Origin of the sequence: Draconibacterium sediminis (assembly GCF_000949475.1) — a bacterium.
In the GTDB taxonomy this organism is placed as follows: domain Bacteria; phylum Bacteroidota; class Bacteroidia; order Bacteroidales; family Prolixibacteraceae; genus Draconibacterium; species Draconibacterium sediminis.
In genome coordinates this window covers 213044-234868 of sequence record NZ_JRHC01000001.1, presented here as the reverse complement: position 1 = coordinate 234868, position 21825 = coordinate 213044, and the positions used below count along the sequence as shown (strand labels likewise).

The 21825-nt window shown below is 43.5% G+C and carries 10 protein-coding genes; 9 read left to right on the top strand and 1 reads right to left on the bottom strand.

Translation table 11 applies throughout. The annotated features are described in order from the left end of the window. The first annotated feature begins 82 nt into the window (after positions 1-82). From LH29_RS00875 to LH29_RS00860, 4 genes are all read left to right on the top strand, one after another. Entirely contained in the window at positions 83-1738 is a 1656-nt protein-coding gene (locus tag LH29_RS00875) for an L-lactate permease (RefSeq protein ID WP_045028383.1), read from the top strand. A gap of 18 nt (positions 1739-1756) precedes the next feature. Further along, positions 1757-5860, top strand: coding sequence for an FAD-binding and (Fe-S)-binding domain-containing protein (locus tag LH29_RS00870; RefSeq protein WP_082063367.1), 4104 nt, complete (start codon positions 1757-1759; stop codon positions 5858-5860). 178 nt (positions 5861-6038) lie between these two features. Beyond that, the gene (locus LH29_RS00865; protein ID WP_045025693.1) at positions 6039-8480 is read left to right on the top strand and encodes a sensor histidine kinase; all 2442 of its coding nucleotides are present in this window, start codon (positions 6039-6041) and stop codon (positions 8478-8480) included. Continuing rightward, positions 8461-9921 (top strand): sigma-54-dependent transcriptional regulator, encoded by a 1461-nt coding sequence (locus tag LH29_RS00860; RefSeq protein ID WP_045025692.1) that lies wholly within the window; start codon positions 8461-8463, stop codon positions 9919-9921. The genes LH29_RS00865 and LH29_RS00860 overlap by 20 nt, the downstream gene beginning before the upstream one ends. Before the next feature lie 25 nt (positions 9922-9946). Here the strand turns inward: LH29_RS00860 and LH29_RS00855 are convergent, their stop codons facing one another. Beyond that, positions 9947-12733 (bottom strand): hybrid sensor histidine kinase/response regulator transcription factor, encoded by a 2787-nt coding sequence (locus tag LH29_RS00855; protein ID WP_045025691.1) that lies wholly within the window; start codon positions 12731-12733, stop codon positions 9947-9949. 268 nt (positions 12734-13001) lie between these two features. On the opposite strand from LH29_RS00855, the gene LH29_RS00850 reads away from it, so the two are divergent. From LH29_RS00850 to LH29_RS00830, 5 genes are all read left to right on the top strand, one after another. Further along, complete coding sequence (locus tag LH29_RS00850) at positions 13002-14345, top strand: sugar porter family MFS transporter (RefSeq protein WP_045025690.1); 1344 nt, start codon at positions 13002-13004, stop codon at positions 14343-14345. A gap of 12 nt (positions 14346-14357) precedes the next feature. Continuing rightward, positions 14358-15290 (top strand): carbohydrate kinase family protein, encoded by a 933-nt coding sequence (locus LH29_RS00845; RefSeq protein WP_045025689.1) that lies wholly within the window; start codon positions 14358-14360, stop codon positions 15288-15290. 12 nt (positions 15291-15302) lie between these two features. Then, positions 15303-18491, top strand: coding sequence for a SusC/RagA family TonB-linked outer membrane protein (locus LH29_RS00840; RefSeq protein WP_045025688.1), 3189 nt, complete (start codon positions 15303-15305; stop codon positions 18489-18491). A gap of 20 nt (positions 18492-18511) precedes the next feature. Next, on the top strand, positions 18512-20248 hold the full coding sequence (locus LH29_RS00835; protein ID WP_045025687.1) for a RagB/SusD family nutrient uptake outer membrane protein: 1737 nt from the start codon (positions 18512-18514) through the stop codon (positions 20246-20248). Between the two features lie 82 nt (positions 20249-20330). Beyond that, the gene (locus tag LH29_RS00830; RefSeq protein ID WP_045025686.1) at positions 20331-21803 is read left to right on the top strand and encodes a glycoside hydrolase family 32 protein; all 1473 of its coding nucleotides are present in this window, start codon (positions 20331-20333) and stop codon (positions 21801-21803) included. The last annotated feature ends 22 nt before the right edge of the window (positions 21804-21825 follow it).

Sequence of the window (21825 nt, the reverse complement as noted above, 5' to 3'; positions counted from 1 at the left end):
TATTTTTTGGCATTTCAATTGGCTAAGGGTCGCGTCGTCGTAAACCAAGATGGCTTTGATGTTTAATTTAAATCTAAAACTTATGAACGCGTTATTGGCTTTTTTACCAATTGTAGTAACAATCGTATTGATGGCGGGATTTAACTGGGGAGCAAAAAAGGCGCTTCCGTTATCCTGGGGCCTGGCTGTTTTAATAGCATTGGTCTATTGGAAGATCGATATTCTGAGTGTTACCGCATATTCTTTTTTCGGTGTCTTAAAAGCAATGGACATTCTGATCATCATATTCGGAGCCATTCTGATTCTGAATACATTAAAAATATCGGGTGCCATGGCATCCATTAACAACGGGTTTCAGGGAATCACCCGCGATCGCCGGATTCAGGCGATCATCATCGGTTATATGTTCGGTGCATTTATCGAGGGCGCTGCCGGTTTCGGTACTCCTGCGGCTTTGGCAGGGCCACTGCTGGTCGGACTGGGTTTCCCTCCGCTGGCTGCGGCAATCGTGGCGCTGATATTTAACAGTGTCCCTGTTCCGTTTGGCGCAGTTGGAACGCCCATTTTTGGCGCAATGAGCACGCTCGAAACCAATTTGCAACAGGTTGGAGCCGATCCGACGGTGTTTCAAATGATGCTGACCAAATGGGTGGCATTGCCCAATGTGGTGGCTGGTACGCTGCTTCCTTTGCTGGGTTTAATGATTATGACCCAGATTTTTGGTAAGGAGAAATCGATTAAACCTGCTTTGCAGGCTGCACCTTTTGCCTTATTTGCCGGCCTGGCATTTATGGTTCCTTACGCACTAATCGCTGTGGTGTTCGGTCCCGAACTACCCAGTTTGGTGGGATCGTTTATTGGTTTGGGAATTATAATTGTGGCAGCTAAAAAAGGTTTTCTTGTTCCTAAAAAAACTTGGGACTTTCCGCACGAATCGAAGTGGGCAAAAAGCTGGTTTTCGAATACCGACACCGGAACTGTTGGCGAAGCAAAAATGTCACTGCTTCGTGCATGGTCACCTTATTTGCTCATCGCGGTCATCCTGGTTGTGACACGTATTCCGCAATTTGGATTAAAAGGAATTTTGGCAGCACAAACCATACAAATCAATAATTTATTCGGAATAGATAAACTTGATTATGCCTTAAAATGGGCGTATTTACCGGGCACGCTGCCCTTTATTGTGGTAGCGTTGTTCACCCACGTTTTTCATAAAATGAAGATGAAAGAGGTAAAGGCAGCCTGGAAAATGACTTTCAATCAAATAAAAGGAGCTGCAATAGCTTTATTCAGCGGGGTTGCTTTGGTGCAGATCATGCTAAACTCGGGAACAAACGGCGCAGGTTTGGAAAGTATGCTCACCGAAATGGCGCGTACAACCGCATCTATCTCGGGACACGCTTACCCGGTTTTTGCACCACTAATTGCCATTTTAGGTGCTTTTATGTCGGGTTCAGCAACGGTTTCAAATATTCTGTTTGCTTCGTTCCAGTTCGAAACAGCAACCTTGCTGGGCATACCGCAAATTCTGATTCTGGCTATGCAGGGAATTGGAGCAGGTGTTGGAAATATGATTTGTGTGAACAACGTGGTGGCCGTGTCGGCTACTGTTGGTTGTATCGGGTCGGAAGGAAGGATAATTCGCACCAATTCGGTGCCCTCGTTTGCCTATTATCTGATCATTCTGCTGATTCTCGGATCCGTTCTGTTTATGGGGCTAAATCCATTACCACTTTAAAATTTAAACAAAGAAATTATGCTTAGCGGAGAATATAAATCACTCTACGATTCGTTATTGTCGGTGATCGATGAGAACCGAATGTTTCACGATCCGATGCACACGCTGGCATTTGGAACCGATGCGAGTTTTTATCGCCTGATTCCAAAGCTGGTAATCAAGGCCAGGGACGAAAACGAAGTGTCAACGATATTAAAGGAAGCCCAAAAACGAAAACTACCGGTTACTTTCCGTGCTGGCGGAACCAGTCTTTCAGGTCAGGCCATCACCGATTCGATACTGGTGATTGCCGGCGCTCACTGGCAAAAGCACGAAGTACTGGCGAACGGCCTGAGTATTCGTTTGCAACCCGGAATTATCGGTGCACGAGCCAATGCTATTTTAGCAAAATACGGACGTAAAATCGGTCCTGATCCGGCATCGATAAATGCGGCTCAGATTGGCGGAATTGCTGCCAACAACGCCAGCGGAATGTGTTGCGGTACATCCGAAAACTCTTACAAAACGGTTGAAAGCATGAAAATTGTTTTCCACGACGGAACGTTGCTCGACACCGGTGATGAAAAAAGTAAAGAAGCTTTCAGGGAAACACATGCCGGACTTTTGGCTAACCTAACCGAACTGGTGGAATCGGTTAATGCCAACGAGCCTTTGGCGCAGCGTATCCGCGACAAGTTCAAAATGAAAAATACAACGGGTTACAGCCTGAATGCGCTGGTCGATTTTACCGATCCCTTTGATGTGATCGAACACATTATGATTGGCTCTGAAGGAACTTTGGGTTTTATTGCCGAGATCACCTACAAAACGGTAATCGAACACAAATTCAAAGCTAGTTCACTGATGGTTTTCCCCGATATTGAAAAAGCATGTAACGCGGTTTCGTTGTTAAAAAGTGCCCCGGTGGCTGCGGTCGAACTGATTGACCGGGCAGGTCTTCGTTCGGTTGAAGATCAGGACGGAGTGCCGGCTTACCTGAAAGATTTGTCGGAAGGAGCCAGTGCCATTCTGGTGGAAACCCGTGCATCAGAGCCAACAGTTCTGGCTGAACAGATTGATGAGATTTTAGAAACGATAAGCGATATTCCTGCCGAAATTCCGGTATCATTTACCGATGTGCTGTCTGAATTTATGGCCTTGTGGAAAATCAGAAAAGGTTTATTCCCGTCGGTAGGTGCCATGCGAGAAACCGGCACAACCGTAATTATCGAAGACGTGACTTTCCCGGTACCAAAACTGGCACAGGCCTCGCTCGATTTGCAGGCTCTTTTTGTAACATACGGTTATGATGAAGCCGTGATTTTTGGTCATGCGCTGGAAGGAAACCTGCACTTTGTGTTTACACAGGATTTTGCCAGTGAAGAAGAAGTAACCCGCTATCAGAATTTTATGGACGACCTGGTGAAACTGGTAGTTGATAAATACGACGGCGCTTTAAAGGCGGAACACGGAACGGGAAGGAACATGGCCCCTTATGTTGAGCACGAATGGGGAAAGGAAGCCTACGATCTGATGAAAAAGATCAAGCAGATTTTTGATCCTCATTATTTGCTAAATCCGGGTGTTATCCTGAACGATGATTCGCAATCGCATCTGAAAAATCTGAAACCGCTTCCGGCTGCATCAGAAAAGGTGGACAAATGTATTGAGTGTGGTTTTTGCGAACCCTCGTGCGTGGCCAACGAACTAACCTTGTCGCCGCGCCAGCGTGTGGCGGTTTACCGCGAGATTTCACGTTTGCGGGTAAGCGGCGAGAAAGTTCATGAATTGGCGGCCCTCGAAAATTCGTACAATTATTCGGGCGACGAAACCTGCGCTACCGATGGGCTTTGTGCCTTAAGTTGCCCTGTGAAAATCGATACCGGAAAACTGATCAAGGAAATTCGTTATCAAAAACATACGCCAAAGCAAAACAAAGTGGCCGACTGGCTGGCCGATCATATGGCCTTAACCACTAAAGTTATGCGTGGTTCGCTGTCGGTTGTAAATCTTGCACATTCGGTGCTGGGAACCGGTTTTATGAACGCTGCCTCAAACGGTATTCATAAACTTTCGGGCAAAAAAGTGCCGCTTTGGAACGAGTACATGCCATCGGGTGCGAAAAAAATAGTGCCCGGTAAGGTCGATTCGGCAAATCCTAAAAAGGTGGTTTACTTCCCGTCGTGTATCAACCGATCGATGGGAAAATCAAAAGATCAAAAAGGAGAAGAACAGCTGACTGCTGTTATGGAACGCCTGATAAAAAAGGCAGGATACGAAATTATCTATCCCGAGAAGTTGAATAGTCTTTGTTGTGGAATGTCCTATTCCAGCAAAGGATTTAAAGAGCAGGGCTTGAGAAAATCGAATGAACTGGAAGAAGCGTTGAAAAGTGCCAGCCAATACGGCAAATATCCGGTTTTATGCGATATGAGCCCATGCCTGTTTACCATGAAAGAAAATATGAAAGACCGCTTAAAATTGTACGAACCGGTAGAGTTCATTTGGGAATATTTAAAAGATGAATTAAGTTTTACTCCGGTGGCTGAGCCCGTTTCGGTATTTGCGGTTTGCAGTATGAAAAAAATGGGAATGGACGCCCGTTTGGTCGATCTGGCGAAGTTATGTGCTGAAAAAGTGGTTCAGCCCGAAACCAACTGTTGTGGTTTTGCCGGCGACAGGGGTTTTTCGTATCCCGAATTAAACGAACATGGTCTTCGGAATTTGAAGATTCAGCTGCCTGATGACGTAAAACAAGGGTACTCCACTTCAAGAACCTGTGAGATTGGTTTGTCGAAAAACAGTGGAATTTCCCACAAATCAATTGTTTATCTGGTCGATCAGGTTACCGAACCGGCACCCAAAAAAGAATTGGTTAAAAAGGAAACAAAACCTGTTGCTAAAGAGAAAACCAAAACTGCAATGGCAACAGCCGTTATGATTTTACTGCTGTCGTTAACATCTTTGGTGAATGCACAGGACAAGATAAAAGTAGAAGTAGGCGGATTTGTATCTACCGAGGCGGTTTTCGATAGCCGGCAGGTAGTTTCGGCCCGCGACGGGGATGTGGTTTTATATCCGGCGCCTATTGTTTACGATGATAATGGAGTTGATATTAACGCAAAAGGCAACTTTAACTTTTTTGCTTTGCACAGCCGCCTACGCGCAAAATCTTCAGGCTCCAAATTGTGGGGCGGAGATTTAAGCAGTCTTATTGAATTCGATTTTGTTGGAAATGCAAACGATAAAATCGGCACGGTACGTCTGCGTCACGCCATGGCCAAACTCGACTATGAAAAAACAAGCATTATGATTGGCCAGTACTGGAGCCCGATGTTTGTTTTGTCGTGCTACCCCGAGGTTTCGTCGTGGGGAGCAGCAGCGCCAATTTCAACGCTGGCACGAAATCCGCAAATCAGGGTAACGCGCAAGTTTTCTGACAAATTTGTTGGATCATTAACCGCTTTATCGCAGCTGGATTACAAATCGCTCGGGCCGCAAGGACTCAGCTCTGTCTATATTCGCCAGTCGTCAATTCCTGAATTTGATGTGCACCTGGAATACGGTGCGCCGGGCAAAAGCCTGATTGGTTTAGTAGCCGGAACCAAAAGCCTTGTTCCGCGCTTTGTAAACAGCGACGGCAATTATGTGGATGAATCACTCAGAACCTATCATGCTATTGCATATACCGTTCTAAAAAGCAAATCGATGACTTTTAAACTTCAGGGTATTTATGCACAAAACGGCACCGATTTAACCATGCTTGGAGGTTACGGTGTTAGCGAAATCAATACAGAAACAAACAGTTTTAAATATACACCGGTGAATACTTTTTCGTGGTGGACAGAAGTAATGACGCGCTTTTCGAAGGTGAATTTTGGCCTTTTCGCAGGTATGGCGAACAACTTGGGTAGCAGCGACCCAATTGCCGATGGCGGAGAGGTTTATGCCCGGGGCACTAACATTGATTATGTTGCGCGAATATCGCCAAGAGTAATAATGGGAAACCAGGCAATTAAAGTGATGTTGGAATTAAACCAAACTTATGCAGGATACGGCACAGCCGATTCCGGTTTGAATGTAACGGATGTGGAGAAAGTGGGAAACACCCGCTTGCAATTACATGTGAAATATTCATTCTAGAATTCCGGCAGAGGTATTGAGTTGAGGAGGGAGGGGAGACTACTTGTAGTTTCCCCTGTTTTCGTTATGGAGCATAGTTGGCATCTCCAACTCCTTCTGATTTATTTCATTACGATTGAAAGAAAAACTTATATTTAATTGTTTATCTTAAAAGAAAATTAGGGACGGGAATAGGCTTATGAAAAAATCACAAATAAAGAAGATGTTCTTCGGTTGTTTACTGCTTCCCCTATTTTTGATTTTTACGGTATCGGTATTTGCTTACGAACAGCCGTCGCATAAAATCTTGGTGCTGCATTCGTATCACCAGGGGCTGGATTGGTCGGATAATGTGTCGCGCGGAATACAGGAAATTATGTCGGCGCACGATGAAGAAGTGGAGCTTTTTTATGAATACCTCGATACAAAAAGATACACCGATTCGCTTTATTTTTCTCGGATTGAACGATTTTACCGCGAACGTCTGCAACAAAATCAATTTGATCTGATTATAACAGTCGACGATGATGCGTTGAAATTTTTGCTCGATAACCGCGAGGAAATTTACAAGAATATTCCGGTTGTTTTTTGTGGAATTAACCAGCAAATCGATGAGCGCGATATCAACGATGGAATGATTACCGGGATAACCGAACGCCCCGATTTTAAGGCAACCATCGATATCATGGAAAAACTGCATCCCGGATCGGGGCTCATTTATGTGGTGAATGATTTGTACACCACCACAGCCAAAATTAACCGGATGATGCTGGATGCGCTACCCGAAAATTACCGAAACAAACTTCGTTTTATCGATAATGTAAGTTTTGATGAACTGGCTGAAGAAGTGGCCCGTGTTAATTCGCCCGACCTAATCCTGATGCTCACTTTCAACAAGGATAAAAACCAGGAATTTATATCGTACAAAGAAGAATCGAGGCTGGTGGCTGAAAATGCAAAAGTTCCGGTTTATTCCAGCTGGGAGTTCTTTTTAAACCGCGGTATCGTTGGCGGAAAGCTAATCCGCGGTATTGATCACGGGAAGGAAGCGGCATTAATGGGATTACGCATTTTGCATGGCGAGAAAACATCGGAAATTCCCATAAAAGAAGATTTGCAGGGGCTTTACATGTTCGATCAGAATCTGCTGAAAAAGTATAACATCGATAAGAGCAAACTTCCTGCCGAGGCCCGGATCATCAATAAACCGATGGATTTTTATTCCCTCAACAAAACAACTATCGTAGTGGTGCTTTTGGTGCTGGTAGTGGCTTTTGTTATTATCCTGGTTTTAAGCCGGTCGGTTCAGCGCCGTAAAAAGGCCGAGAAGTTGTTGCTCTTAAAACAGGAGCATTTAACGCTGGCATTTAAACAACAGCGGCTAATGGCCGAAATCGTTACCTACCTGAATTCCACCAACGATTTCACACAAGTGATCGATAAGGTTTTGAATGCAATTACGGGGTCAACGCATGTGGGAAAAGTAAGCTTGTACAGTTTTTCCGAAGACGATAAGATTGGCCAGATAATCGGTTCAATGACTTCGGAAAAAGGAGAAGGTATAGAAGAAATGGACAGTAGCCGAACCGAGGCGATGCAAAATATCATCACACGGATTCTTAAAAATGAAACTATTGTAAGCCCCGATCTTTCGGAGCTAAGCGAAGGCGAAAGGCAATTTTTTGAAAATCGGGGTATCCGTTCGGTGATGCTGATTCCGATAAAAGTGGTGGATAAAATAAACGGGATGGCCGGTTTTGCTTTCCAGGAGCCACATGTTTGGGAAAAGGACGAACAACGCCTGCTTTTAACACTGGTGCGGGTAATTGCCAACGCCTGGGAGCGGAACTTCCAGATGAACCAGTTTTTGAGCATGGAGAAACAACATGCCGAGGCGGTGCGTGTTATGGAGCGTACTTCGCGTTTGGCCTCCATTGGGGTAATAACCGGGGGCATTACGCACGAAATTAACCAGCCGCTTAACGCCATAAAAATCACTACCGATACCGTGCTGCGGAAAATGAGGCGCGAAGGAACCGAGACCGGAAGTTATATTGTTCGCAAACTGGAAGCCATTTCGAAAGGTACTGAACGCATCGATGAAATTGTAAGCCACATGCGCAATTACTGGGTTAATCCAGTTCCCGATTCGGATGAACTTCAGCTGGTTGATTTAAACACGATCGTAAAAAATGCGCTCGATTTGCTGCGCCGGCAAATTCGGAATCACGGCATTGTGGCTACCCAGAAACTGGCTGCCGGCGAGTTGTATTTAAAAGGAAATAAAATTCAGATTGAACAGGTGGTTATCAACCTGGTGGTGAATTCCATTCATGCGCTCGATGAGGTGGAACGCGAAAAAAAGGAAATAAACGTTCGTACCGTTAAAAAGGAAAAGCAGATAGAACTGATTCTGGAAGACAATGGTGCCGGGATTGAAAGTTCGATCGGCGAGCAGTTGTTCGATCCTTTTTATTCAACCAAAAAAAGCAAAGGCGGAACGGGACTGGGACTGGCCATTGTAAAAACATTTGTTACGAAAATGAATGGCGACATTCGTTACGAGAACCGGGAAGGAGATGGTGTTCGGTTTGTGATAACATTTACTAAAGACACTGAAAATGAAAGTACTGGTAGTTGAAGATGACCAATTAAGCAGGGAAGCAATTGTTGAATTTCTGGTGGAAGACCTGAAGCTGGATGTTACCGATGCCGAAGACGGAACGGCGGCCCTGGAAATTCTGCAAAAAGATAAATTCGAATTGATTATTTCGGATATAAAAATGCCCGGAATAAGTGGTTTGGAATTGCTGAAACGCGTAAAACAGGATTACCCCGGAATCGCGGTTATCCTCATGACCGGTTTTTCGGAAATTACCCATTCTATTGAAGCACTGCGCCTGGGCGCGGCCGATTACCTTTTAAAGCCTGTAAATATCGATGAACTGGCGATGACCGTTTCCAAGATTCAGGAGCGCTACCAATTGATCAATGAAAACAAAGACCTGAAAGAATCGGTACAAAAGATGGGCAAGGAAGTAAATGCATCTACGCAACGGATTCGGGCCTTGCAAAATACCATTCGCGACATTCAGGAATCGGGCAAAATGGCGGTGTTCTCCAAACATATGAAACAGGTGGTAGACCTGTCGCTGAAGTTTCATAAAAGCAGGGATATCCCGGTGCTGATACAGGGCGAAACCGGTACCGGCAAGGAAATGGTGGCCCGGCTAATCCATTTCGGGGAAGGGCTCGAAAGTCCGGGGCCTTTTATTCCGGTTAACTGTGCAGCAATCTCGGAGCAACTTTTTGAAAGTGAATTGTTTGGGTACGAGCCGGGAGCTTTTACCGGGGCACGCGCTGGCGGATATATCGGAAAAATGGAGCAGGCACAGGGTGGCACCTTATTTTTAGATGAGATTGGCGAACTGCCTTTGGAAATGCAGGCCAAACTTTTACGGGTGTTGCAGCAGCGCGAACTTTACCGCGTGGGAGGCAGTCAGCTGATAAAACTGGATGTGCGTTTTGTTTTTGCCACCAACCGAAAGTTAAAAGCCCTGATCGACCAGAATAAATTTCGCTCGGATCTGTTCTACCGCATCGAAACGGGAAATATTCTGTTAAAACCACTCAGGGAAAAGACAGAGGAGATTCTACCGCTGGCACAGTATTTTCTCGAAATGTACTCGCAACGACGCAACCGTGCCTTTAAATTTATTTCTAAACCGGCCGGTTCTATCCTGGAAAAATACGAATGGCCGGGCAATGTTCGCGAGCTGCAAAATGCCATTGAACGCGTGGTGTTGTTGTTCGACGATGAGCAGCTTCAACCCTGGCATCTGGCGCATTTGTTTGTTGAGAATACAGCCAGTGTGCCCGAAAAAGTGGAAGGGATTCCCATCCGGCCGGGCGAAGTAGTGCTCCCCGAAGAGGGTTTTTCAATTGAGGAACTGGAGGTAGAAATTGTAGCCAAAGCCATGAAACGTTTTGATGGCGCCAAAACCGCAGTTGCCGAATATCTTGGAATCAGCCGGTCGGCATTGCGCAGCCGTTTGCGAAAGCTGGAAGATCGCAGAAAATAGCCGGTAAAATTAGTGCCTTAAGTGTTCACTTTTTCGCGTATTCACTGGGCGATATTCCAAACTGGTCTTTAAAACATTTTGTGAAATACGATGGCGATGAAAAACCAACTTCGTAGGCAATTTCAGCCATGGTTTTTCCGCTGTTTTTTATCAGGTTTAACGAGAGTTTCAATTTTACTGAGCGTACAAATTCGCTAACCGACATTCCTGTAAGTTTTTTAATTTTCCGGTAAACATGCACGCGCGATAATCCCAACATCTGACTTAGTTCTTCCACCGAAAACTCCTCCTTGTCGCGGTGTTCTTCCACTATTTGCGAGATTTTGTTCAGAAACTTCCGATCGAGGCGCGAAAGATCTTTGTCGTCTTCTGAAATAAGTAGCTGAACTTTGTAGCGTTCCTGCATTTTCCTTCTCAGTTCAAGCAATTTTTTCACCCTGATTTGCAGATGACGGCTGTTAAACGGTTTCGGAATGTAGGAGTCGGCTCCTTCTTCCAATCCTTCAAATTTCTGCTCCTGCGAAGCTTTTGCGGTAAGAAGAATGATTGGAATATGGCAGGTTTTTAAATCGGTTTTTAAGGTGCGGGTAAGCTCCAGCCCATCCATTTCGGGCATCATAATATCGCTCACAATAAGGTCGGGTTCATCATCACGGATGATTTCCAGTGCCAGCTTTCCATTTTCTGCTTCCAGAATATGATAATGATCTTGCAAACTGTCTTTTATATATTCGCGAACATCGTTCTCGTCTTCAACCAAAAGAAGTGTCGGTTTTTCCTCAAAATTTATTTCAATATTCTTTTCTCCGGTATTTAAAACCGGATTGATATGAATTTCGTTGTTTCGTTGAATCTGCTTCTTTTTCGTATCGTTTACAGGTGTTTCAATTTTTTCGGATGCGCTAAGATGGGTATTTCCAAGTGGCAAATGAATAGTAAAAGTTGTTCCTTCTCCAATGTTGCTTTTAACCTCGATCTCTCCGTGGTGCAGATCGACAAATTCTTTCGAAAGCGAAAGTCCCAAACCTGTTCCCATAAAGCCGTGTGAGCTTTCTGCCTGGAAAAAACGATCAAAAATATGCTCTATCTGATCCGTTGGAATTCCGTTACCGTTGTCGGAAACTTTAATTTCCACTTCTTCATCCCAAATCTTCTGTGTTAAAGGTTTAATTACTTTTAGCGTGATTCGTATAGTGCCATTAACTGGTGTGAATTTAATGGCATTTGAGAGCAGGTTGAATATAACTTTATCAAGTTTATTCATGTCGAACCAGGCATTTAAATGGTTTTTTTCAGCTTCAAAAACAAGAGAGATATGCTTCTTCTCCGCCAGATCATAAAAGGGCATCACAATTTCTTTCAGAAAACCAACAATGTCGTAACTGGCGGCCTGCAACTGCATTTTATTGTTTTCTATTTTCCTGAAATCCATCAGTTGATTAATCATGTGCAACAGGCGAAGTGAATTCTGGTGCATCATGGAAACCTGCTTCTTAAAACGCTCCGGAATATCTGTTGATTCGATCATATCCTCTAGCGGACCAATGATGAGCGTAAGCGGCGTTCTGAACTCATGCGACATATTGGTAAAAAAACGAAGTTTGGTTTGTGTAGCCTCTTCCAGTTTTTCCGAAACTTCAATAAGTTGGTCTCTTTGTTTTATAATTTCCCGGTTTCTTTTTTCTATTTCTAGTTTTTGATGCTCCAGTTTTTCGTTGGCCGCACGTTTGTTCTGGTAAGCTCTGAAGGTTTGAATAACCAAAATAACAATAGCTGCCAGTAAAACCAGTACAACGATTAAAAAGCTCCGTTGACTTTTAAAGCGGGCAATCTGGTTTTCAAGAACAGATTTTTGGTTTTCAATTTTTCCCTGCAGGTCGTCAACAGCCTCGTATTGAAGTTTTAATATCTTGGCATTGTTGTTATCAATAACCACGGTTTCAAGAATGTTGATACGCTCAAAAGGCTGTTTGTTTAGAATTTTATCAGCCAGTTGAATGGCTTCGGCTCCACCTGTAGGATAAAGAAAAGTAGCATCAATTTTACCATCGATCACATCTTCTATTCCACCGTCATCTCCTAATAATCCATCGATACCCAGGATAAATTTATCGCTGATATTATTGGCGGCAATTACTTCGTAGGCTGCTCTGGCAATCCTGTCGTTATGCGAGAAAATGAGATCGAAGTTCAGTTTTTGGTTAACGAAATTTTGCATTACCGTTTTACTGTCGCTGTAATTCCACTTGCCCGATTCCGATGCAACCAGTTCAATTTCGGGATATTGCGAAATCACTTCCATAAAACCATTGTGCCTGTTAATTGCAGGCGAGGATCCTTGCAACCCGGTAATTTCAACGATTTTACCTTTGCCGTTTAACAATTTTACCGCATAATCTCCGGCTTCTTTTCCAATTAAATAATTGTTTGCGCCAATATAGGCAGTATAAGCCTCCGAGGCTATTTGCCTGTCGATAACAATAACAGGAATTCCGCTATTATATACCTCTTCAACAATTGGTGTTATTGGTTCCGATTCGTTGGGAGAAACAATCAACAGGTCAATTTTTTCTTCCAATAACTGCCTGATGTCGTTTATTTGTTGGTCGCTATTGTCGTTGGCATCTTTTATAACCAGTTCAAAATCGGGGAAAAAGGCCAGTTCTATCATCATTTCGCGGTGCATCGATTTGCGCCAGTCATCGCCTGTGGTGCATTGCGAAAATCCAATTTTGTATTTTTCTTTTGACGAAAGACTAAAGAAGGAGAATAACAGTACGAATAGAAATAGGATCGATAGTTTCTTCGTCATATATTTTAGTCTGATTAATATAATTTTGTGAAAGTAATAAATTTCAAAGAACCAATATCTCAATTCGCACGATTACGTGAAAGAAATTTGCCATTAATTTTTCATTGTGTATCATAGTTGATATCGATGTTACATAAGTACAAATGGATTAATATTTAGGCTGATAATGTTACATGGTTTTAACATTATGTAGCATGTTTGAAAGCCGAAGAAAGGGTGCCTCCATACCTTTGACTCAGAGTTTTAAACCAATAATTCTAATATCGAAATGAAGACACAAAACGTTTTTTCAGTTGCCATAATAATAGCTCTTGGCGGCTTTCTTTTTGGTTACGACATTGCTATGATGTCGGGTACCACTTCGCAACTGGAAACCTTATTCGACTTAAATAGTTTTTGGCTGGGATTTACAGTTGCTGTTGCCATTATGGGCACCATAGTTGGTACTGTTATAATAGGTAAACCGGCTGAAAAATTCGGGCGCCGCAAATCATTAATCGTATTATCCGGTCTTTTTGCCTTATCAACTTTGGGTAGTGCATTTGCCATTAACTGGGGTATGTTGCTGGCCTGCCGTTTTATAACCGGAGTTCTTTTAGGTTGTATTTCGGTGGTTACACCCATGTTTATAGCCGAAATATCGCCGGCAAAAAAGCGCGGGCAGCTGGTTTTACTGAACCAGTTTTTTGTGGTTACTGCCATCTTTCTGGCTTTTGCAGTAAATTACCTTTTGGCAAATATTTTCGAAAGTGGATCGTGGCGTTGGATGATCGGTGTGGAAGCTATTCCTGCGGCAACCTTCTTTTTATTGCTGAACCTGGTTCCTGAAAGTCCGCGTTGGTTGGTAAACCAGGGACATACTGATGAGGCATTAGCTGTATTTCAGCGTATCAAGGCTGAAAATCCAACGGAGGAAGTACGTATTGTAAAACAATCGGTAGACGAAGAGGAGGCATTGGGGCACAGAAAATTGTTTGTAAAAGCTTACCGGTTCCCGATAATGATTGCCTTTTTAATTGCCGCCTTTAATCAGCTGGCGGGTATAAATGCCATAATGATTTATGCGCCACGAGTATTCGAAATGGCAGGGTTTGGTACCAATGCATCGCTACTTCAGTCTATTTCGGTAGGAGCCACAAATTTGGTGTTCACTTTCGTGGCACTTTTCCTTATCGATAAATACGGGCGAAGAACACTTCTTATGGCCGGATCAGTAGGAATGGTTCTGTTTCTTGGTCTGCTTTCAAAGTCATTTTTTACCAATAACTACTCCGATTTTGGCGGCTACGGTGTAATGATTTACCTGATGGGTTTCATCGCTTTTTTTGCTTTCTCGCAGGGAGCCGTGCTTTGGGTGGTTATTTCCGAGATATTCCCCAACAAAGTACGTTCGCAGGGGCAGGCGCTGGGAAGTTTTACCCACTGGATTTTTGCCGCAGCTCTTATTTGGGGATTCCCGGTATTGAATAACACCGTTGGTGGCGGTATTTCCTTTGGCTTTTTCGCTGCAATGATGGTGTTGCACTTCTTCTTTGCCTGGAAAGTTCTTCCCGAAACCAAAGGCAAGTCGCTGGAGGAAATTCAACAGGATATGAAATCACGAATCAAATAATACTAAACAAACATGGACATTAGAAACAACGAAATATTGTGTTTTGGCGAGGTGCTTTGGGATCGTCTGCCATCGGGCGCAAAAGCCGGTGGTGCACCCATGAACGTGGCGCTTCACCTCAGTGCTATCGGTTTGGATGCTACTATTGCCAGCAGTGTGGGGAATGACGAACCGGGAGCAGAGCTAAAAAAATTCCTTGAAGATTCAGGTATGTCTACCGCATACATTCAAACCGATGACAATTTGCCCACCAGTGAAGTACTGGTGCATTTGGATGAAAACAACAACGCTACTTACGAAATTTGTGAACCCGTAGCCTGGGATAATATTCAACTAACTGATTCGCTAATGAAAAAAGCCGGGCAGGCAGGTTTGCTGATTTACGGATCACTGGCTTCGCGCAACCCTTTAACCCGTGAAACGCTAATGAACCTGCTGGATTACGATGGAGTGAAACTGATCGATGTAAATTTTCGCAAACCTTATGATTCTCAGGAAGTAGTTGAAAAGCTTCTGGAGAAATCGGATATCGTAAAATTAAACGATGACGAACTAAATGTTTTTGCAGCATGGCACAAGCTGTCGGGTACTGATGAACACAGCCTTATTGAATGGTTTGTAAAACATTACAACATTAAAATGTTGTGTGTAACCAAAGGCGAAAAAGGAGCTTTGTTGTACTGCAATGGCAAATTCTACGAACACCCCGGATTTAAAGTAAATGCTGTTGATACCGTTGGCGCCGGCGATGCATTTCTTGCCGGGCTAATTGCTTCCCTCCTCAATAAAAAGGAACCTGCCGAAGCGCTGGCTTTTGCCTGTGCTACCGGAGCTTTTGTGGCATCAAAAGCCGGTGCTACACCAAAATACGACATGGGGGAGATTGAAAAGATCTTATTGACTGACCAACCAACTATCGAAAGAAATAACATTCAAATTAATTAAACTAATCTGATTATGGTAAAAAGAATCAAACTTAAAAATGCGACTAAGGGAATGTTTGTCATTCTGCTTAGTTTGTTTTCAACAATCGCGTTTGCCCAGGAAATTTCGGTTTCGGGTACTGTGAAAGACGCCTCGGGCATGGCCTTGCCAGGTGTAACAATTGTTGAAAAAGGAACAACGAACGGTACCATTACTGATATTGATGGTGTTTACACCATTGAGGTAGCGGGTGCCGATGCAGTACTGCAGATTTCTTTTATTGGCATGAAATCACAGGAAATTGCAGTAGCAGGCAGAACCTCCATTAATATTGCAATGGAGGAAGAAACCATTGGTTTGGCAGAAGTTGTAGCCGTTGGTTATAGCGTTCAGCGAAAAGCCGATTTAACCGGTGCGGTTGAGGTGGTAGAAATGGACGCTATCGAAAATGTGAGTTTAAGTTCGGGTAACCCGATGCAGGCATTGCAGGGACATGTTCCGGGACTTTATATTGAAAAAACCGGTACTCCAAGTGCCACCAGCAGCCGAATTCTTATTCGTGGAGTAAACACGCTGGGAGATAACAATCCCTTGTATATCATCGATGGAGTACCAACCAAAAGACCAGAGGTATTCCAGGGGCTAAGTGCCGGTTCAATCGTTTCTGTTCAGGTGCTGAAAGATGCTTCGGCTTCTTCAATTTACGGGGCACGTGCATCAAACGGTGTTGTAATTGTTACCACCAAAAACGGATCGGATAAAAAAGGTGAAGTGAATGTTCAGTTTAACTCTAACTTTTCGGTTCAAAGCGAAAAATCGCAACGTTATGATATGTTAAATGCCGTTGATCGTGGGCGGGCCCTGTGGCAGGCATCGGTAAACGACGGCGTTGATCCAGCAAGCGGATACGGCGAAATTTACAACTTCGACTGGAACGGTGATTATAACAATCCGGTACTGAATAGTGTAGGCGTTCAGCCTTATGTTGGTGGAGATACCAATGTTCCTGCTGGCGATACCGATTGGCAGGATGCAACTTACGAAACCGGTTTTGTAATCAATAACGACCTGACTGTTTCCGGAGGAACTGAAAAATCGTCGGTATTGATGAATATTGGTTACATTAAAAATACCGGTATGATGAAATTCACCAACTACGACCGGATTACGGCCCGTATTAACGGACAAACCAGCATGTTGGATAATAGAGTGAAGTTTGGAATCAATGCACAGGTGGTGTCGTCGAACGAAACTTTGGAAACGCCCGATCTTGGTAGCTCTCCAACTCCGGGACTGGCAATTACTTTAGCTCCAACAATCCCCTTGTACGATTCAAACGGAAATTATGGTGGCCCTCTTGGATCAGGTTATTCCGACCGTAACAACCCGGTAATGATGCAGGATATCAACCGCTGGGACAACACCAACCGCAGGTATTTGTTTGGTAGTGTGTTTGCTGAAATTCAGCCGGTAAAAAATCTTGTACTGCGTACAACGCTCGGTATTGACTACTCGATGGTTAAAGACAAAGATATTGAACCTGCTTTTAGCAATGGTTTTATTGCACGATCGGTTAACAATTTAAGTATCTATAACAGCGATTTTACCAGCATAACCTGGTCGAATACAGCACAATATCAACTGAGTTTAGACAAAAGTAAATTTAACTTCTTGTTTGGAATTGAAGCCGTCAGCGATAATTTCCAGGACTTCAGAGGTTACAAAGAAGGATTTTCAACACAAACAGAAGACTTCTTTGTGTTGAGCGCGGGAACCAGCAATGGAAATAGTTTTGGAACTGCCACAAGCAGCCGTTTATTCTCTCAATTCGGTAAAATCGATTATAACTACGACGAGCGTTTTCTGGCTTCTTTAACATTACGTCGCGATGGTTCATCACGATTCGGTGCCGATAATCGTTACGGTTTCTTCCCTGCAGCTACTTTTGGATGGCGTTTGAGCCAGGAATCATTTATGGCAGATATGGAAAAGCTTTCAAACCTGAAATTCCGCGCGGGTGTTGGTCGTGTTGGTAACCAGGATGTTGGTGATTTTGCCAGCCTCGGATTATTCGAACCTCGTTACGGTGCTGTAGCCAACCAGGTTGATGCCATATTCCACAACGACTTTTTTGATGACTACTGGAATGTGGGTTCAGCTTATGCTTTAGATGGTCAGGATTCAGGAAACCTGCCTTCGGGTTTTGTATCGGTGCAAGCCGGAAACCCTGCCTTGAAATGGGAAACAACAGATGAATTGAACCTGGGTATCGATTTCGGATTTTTCGATAGTAAGCTGGTAGGAGCATTCGATTGGTATACACGTAAAACAACCGATATTTTGATTCAGCCACCCGTAGCTTCGGCTTTAGGTGAAGGACAACTGCAGTTCCTGAACGGTGCAACCAAGAAAAACACAGGTTGGGAATTTGCGTTGAGCTACCGAAAACAAGTGAACAGCGACTTATCATACGAGATTGCAGGTAGTGCCAGCCACTTTGCGGATAAAATCACTGAACTTCCTGAAGAAGTTAGAACAGCTTATCCCGGTAACTCGGAGCAAACAGTTCTTGGGCATTCAGAACTTTCGATTTTTGGCTACGTTGCTGATGGTATTTTTAAAAACCAGGGAGAAGTTGATGCACATGCCAGCCAGGTTGGTGCTGCTCCGGGGCGTATTCGCTGGGCTGATTTGAATGATGATGGTGTAATTAACTCGCTCGACCAGAAATTCCTTGGAACACTGCTTCCAAAACTGGAATACAGTTTAAGAATTGATGTGAATTACAAAGACTTCGATTTGTCGGTTTTCGGATCGGGTGTTGCCGGAAAAACCGGTTATGATCCTTATACTTACTATAACGATTTTATTCGTGGTCGCGATAACGTAGGACCTGGTGTTTTCAGAGCCTGGACTACCCAAAATCCGGATTCAGATGTTCCTGCATTAACATTGTCAGATAGCAATAATGAAACGCGTACTTCAAGCTATTTGAATGTAAACGCGTCTTATTTCAAACTGCGTAACATCCAGCTTGGTTACTCCTTGCCAAAAAATACATTGGATAAAGTTGGCATGGATAAGGTTCGCTTTTACCTGATGGCCGAAAACCTGTTTTGGATTCAGAGCAACGAATTTCAGGGGCCGGATCCGGAACGTACAGATATTAATACCATTCCTATTCCGAGAACTTTCTCTGTAGGTGTAAATGTTTCATTCTAATCAATAAAACTTAAGATATCATGAAAAATATAAAGACATATATAGTTGCACTGATAAGCCTGTTGGCTGTCTCGTGCGATAATTACCTGGAAACTGAGCCGCAAGGGTTCATTTCAGCCGGAAGCCCAACGGCCGAAGGCGCTGAAGGTTTAGTTACCGCGGCTTACGCCGGAATTGGAAACAACGATATGATTGGCCCAATAGCAAGTATGTGGGTTTATGGTAGTGTGCGCTCTGACGATGCTTACAAAGGAGGCGGTGGTGTTTCCGATGTTGAACCTTACAACTTTTACGAGCAATACAACCTTACTCAACCATTCCAGAGTTGGTTGGCCGGTTTACCTTACACCTGGGAAAACTATTACCGTGCTATTTCGCGTGCCAACTCGGCATTGCGCACCTTGAATGAGCTAACCGACGAAGAATTTGCGCTGCGTCAGACAAGGATTGCTGAAGCACGTTTCCTTCGTGGACATTCGCATTTTATGCTGAAAGTGTTGTTCAAATATGTTCCGTATATCGATGAAAGTCTGAGCAACGAGGAGATTCTTCAAACGTCAAACCGCGAATATTCAAACGATGAACTATGGAATAAAATCGCTGAAGACTTTGAATTTGCAATGAATAATCTTCCCGAATCACAATCGCAGGTAGGTAGAGCCAATAAATATGCTGCTGCCGCTTACCTTGCAAAACTGAGATTATACCAGGCTTACGAGCAGGATGAAAATAACCAGGTTGTAAACATTAACCAAAGCCGTATGCAGGAAGTTGTTAACCTGTGCGAAATGGTTATTGCATCCGGACAGTACAGTTTGCAGGCTGATTTTGGTGAAAACTTTACGGGGGGCTACGATAATGGCCCTGAATCAGTTTTTGCTATTCAGTTTTCAATCAGCGACGGAACAACATCTGGACGTTTGAACTTCGAGAATGGTTTGAATTATCCACACGGAGCTCCACAATACGGATGTTGCGGTTTCCATCAGCCAAGCCAGAATATGGTGAATGCTTTTGCTACCGATGAGAATGGTTTACCAAAGTTCGACACGTTTAACGATGTTGAACTGAGTGCAGCCGATATTACTCCTGATGGAGTACCTGTTGACCCGCGTATCGACCACTCCATTGGTATCGACGGTCACCCGTACAAATACCGTAACGAGGAATCCTACATTTTCAGCAACAGTTGGGTGCGCGATCCGGGAGTTTATGGTTACTTCCAAAGTATGAAAGAGCAGCAGGCTGCCGATTGTTCCTGCTACAAAAAGCAAGGTCCGTTTATGGGCGTTTCAAAAAACATCGATATCATTCGTTATGCCGATGTATTGTTAATGCAGGCTGAAGCTTACATCGAACTGGGACAGCAAGATATGGCCCGTCCGCTGATCAACCAGGTTCGTAAACGTGCCTCTGAAAGTACCAGCAGAACGCGTTTTGCCGATGGTACTGCTCCATCAAATTATATGATCTCGGAATACGACGGATCGAATTTAGCCTGGACACAGGATAACGCACGAAAAGCTTTACAGTGGGAGCGTCGTTTGGAGTTTGCTTTGGAGAGCCCTCGCTTTTTCGACCTGGTACGTTGGGGAATTGCAGAACCAACTTTGAATGCTTACCTGGAAAAAGAGAAAACAAGAAAAGATTTCTTGAATGATGCTCAATTTACTGCCGGAAGGGACGAATATTTCCCGATTCCGCAGCGTGAGATAGACTTTACAAAAGGTTTGTACGAACAAAATGTTGGGTATTAATAAATAGAAAAGATCATGGTTGGAAGACATTCTTCCAACCATGATCTGTTTTCGTAACTTTACTAATCAAAACAGTTTACCTATGAAAATTCCGGCTTCAATTTTATTGCTGATTTTGGTTGTTTTCTGGGGGTGCACAGGAAATAAAGAACAGAAAGCTGCTGTTTCCCTGCATTTCAACCCGGAAGATTCGATACTCCAGAATCCTATAGCCTTAATTTATGCTGAAAACAGTTATCACTTGTTTTTCAATTACACGGTTAACGGTGAAAAGAAGTGTGGACAGGCTGAAAGTAATGACCTGGTAAACTGGAGCACTAAAGCAATAAGTTTTGAGTCGGAAGAAGCCGGAATTCATAACATAAAAACCATTGTTGCGGATTGGAATCAAACAACAGCTTATAGTGCAGAAGCTTCTGCATTAATTGCTTTCGGAACAGTAGCTGATCAATTTGGAGAATTATCACTTTTATACAGCATCGACAATGGCTCTACATGGAAACAAGACACAGAAAACACGATTTCGCTCGCTGATTTTTACGAGCCCATTCAGGACCTGAAAGTATTTTGGAACGATGAAACCCAGACCTGGATCCTGGTAACACTTTCAGGATATGAAGTGCGTTTTTATTCATCCATAGATTTGAAAAACTGGGAGTACCTAAGCCGGTTTGGTGATGAGGTTGTGCCAAAATCTGGATCGTGGACAAGCATCGATTTTTTTCCGATGGAGATTACGGAAACCAACGAAACGAAGTGGGTACTTTTTATCAGTGCCGATAGCGGCTCGCCAAATGAGGGCAGCGGTGTTCAGTATTTTATTGGAAGTTTCGATGGCTTTGTTTACCAGGCCTCGCACAATAAACCCAAATGGATCGATCACGGAAGCGATCTTTACCAGGCAGTTGTTTTATCCGATTACCGGATCGTAAACAAAAAGCCTGTTTTAATAGGAACATTATACAATTCGATCTACGAAAAATTCAATATTCCAACTAATCCCTCAGCCGAATTCTCGCTAGCCCGCCAATTAACTTTAAAAGAAAAATTTTACGATTATTATTTATTTGCAGAACCTGTAACAGCCATTGAAAAACCAGCAACAGAAACAATTAACGAAACTGAATTAAGCGATGGCAAATCAATCGAAAAGAACCTGGATTTGCCAATCCGGATCGACCTGACATACGATGTTAATAGCCGTTTATACCTGGGTATGGCGGAATCTTTTGGTGTTAAAATTACTACAAACGAAGGCAAGGAGCTGATCCTGGGTTATCAGGCCGAGCGAAGATATTTTTACATAGCTGACCCCTCTATACAACGCGATTTCCCCGATAGTTGGGATGGTTTCTACTATGCACCTTATGTAACCAACGAGCCAGAACTGGATATGACGCTTATTATTGACAGGAACTCGGCCGAACTATTTGCCATTAACGGACTGATTTCTGTTTCGCGAAAGTTTTCTTTTAATGCAGAAAACGTGCAGCTGAGCTTATTTAGCGAGACAGGAACCGTTAAGTTATTGGAAGGAACAATTACTGAATTTTAGTTCAAATAAAACGATAAATAAA

Bases quoted from the DNA above. Each gene is read 5' to 3' on its own strand.
- LH29_RS00875 (WP_045028383.1), top strand. From the start codon at position 83: ATGAACGCGTTATTGGCTTTTTTACCAATTGTAGTAACAATCGTATTG.
- LH29_RS00870 (WP_082063367.1), top strand. From the start codon at position 1,757: ATGCTTAGCGGAGAATATAAATCACTCTACGATTCGTTATTGTCGGTG.
- LH29_RS00865 (WP_045025693.1), top strand. From the start codon at position 6,039: ATGAAAAAATCACAAATAAAGAAGATGTTCTTCGGTTGTTTACTGCTT.
- LH29_RS00860 (WP_045025692.1), top strand. From the start codon at position 8,461: ATGAAAGTACTGGTAGTTGAAGATGACCAATTAAGCAGGGAAGCAATT.
- LH29_RS00855 (WP_045025691.1), bottom strand. From the start codon at position 12,733: ATGACGAAGAAACTATCGATCCTATTTCTATTCGTACTGTTATTCTCC.
- LH29_RS00850 (WP_045025690.1), top strand. From the start codon at position 13,002: ATGAAGACACAAAACGTTTTTTCAGTTGCCATAATAATAGCTCTTGGC.
- LH29_RS00845 (WP_045025689.1), top strand. From the start codon at position 14,358: ATGGACATTAGAAACAACGAAATATTGTGTTTTGGCGAGGTGCTTTGG.
- LH29_RS00840 (WP_045025688.1), top strand. From the start codon at position 15,303: ATGGTAAAAAGAATCAAACTTAAAAATGCGACTAAGGGAATGTTTGTC.
- LH29_RS00835 (WP_045025687.1), top strand. From the start codon at position 18,512: ATGAAAAATATAAAGACATATATAGTTGCACTGATAAGCCTGTTGGCT.
- LH29_RS00830 (WP_045025686.1), top strand. From the start codon at position 20,331: ATGAAAATTCCGGCTTCAATTTTATTGCTGATTTTGGTTGTTTTCTGG.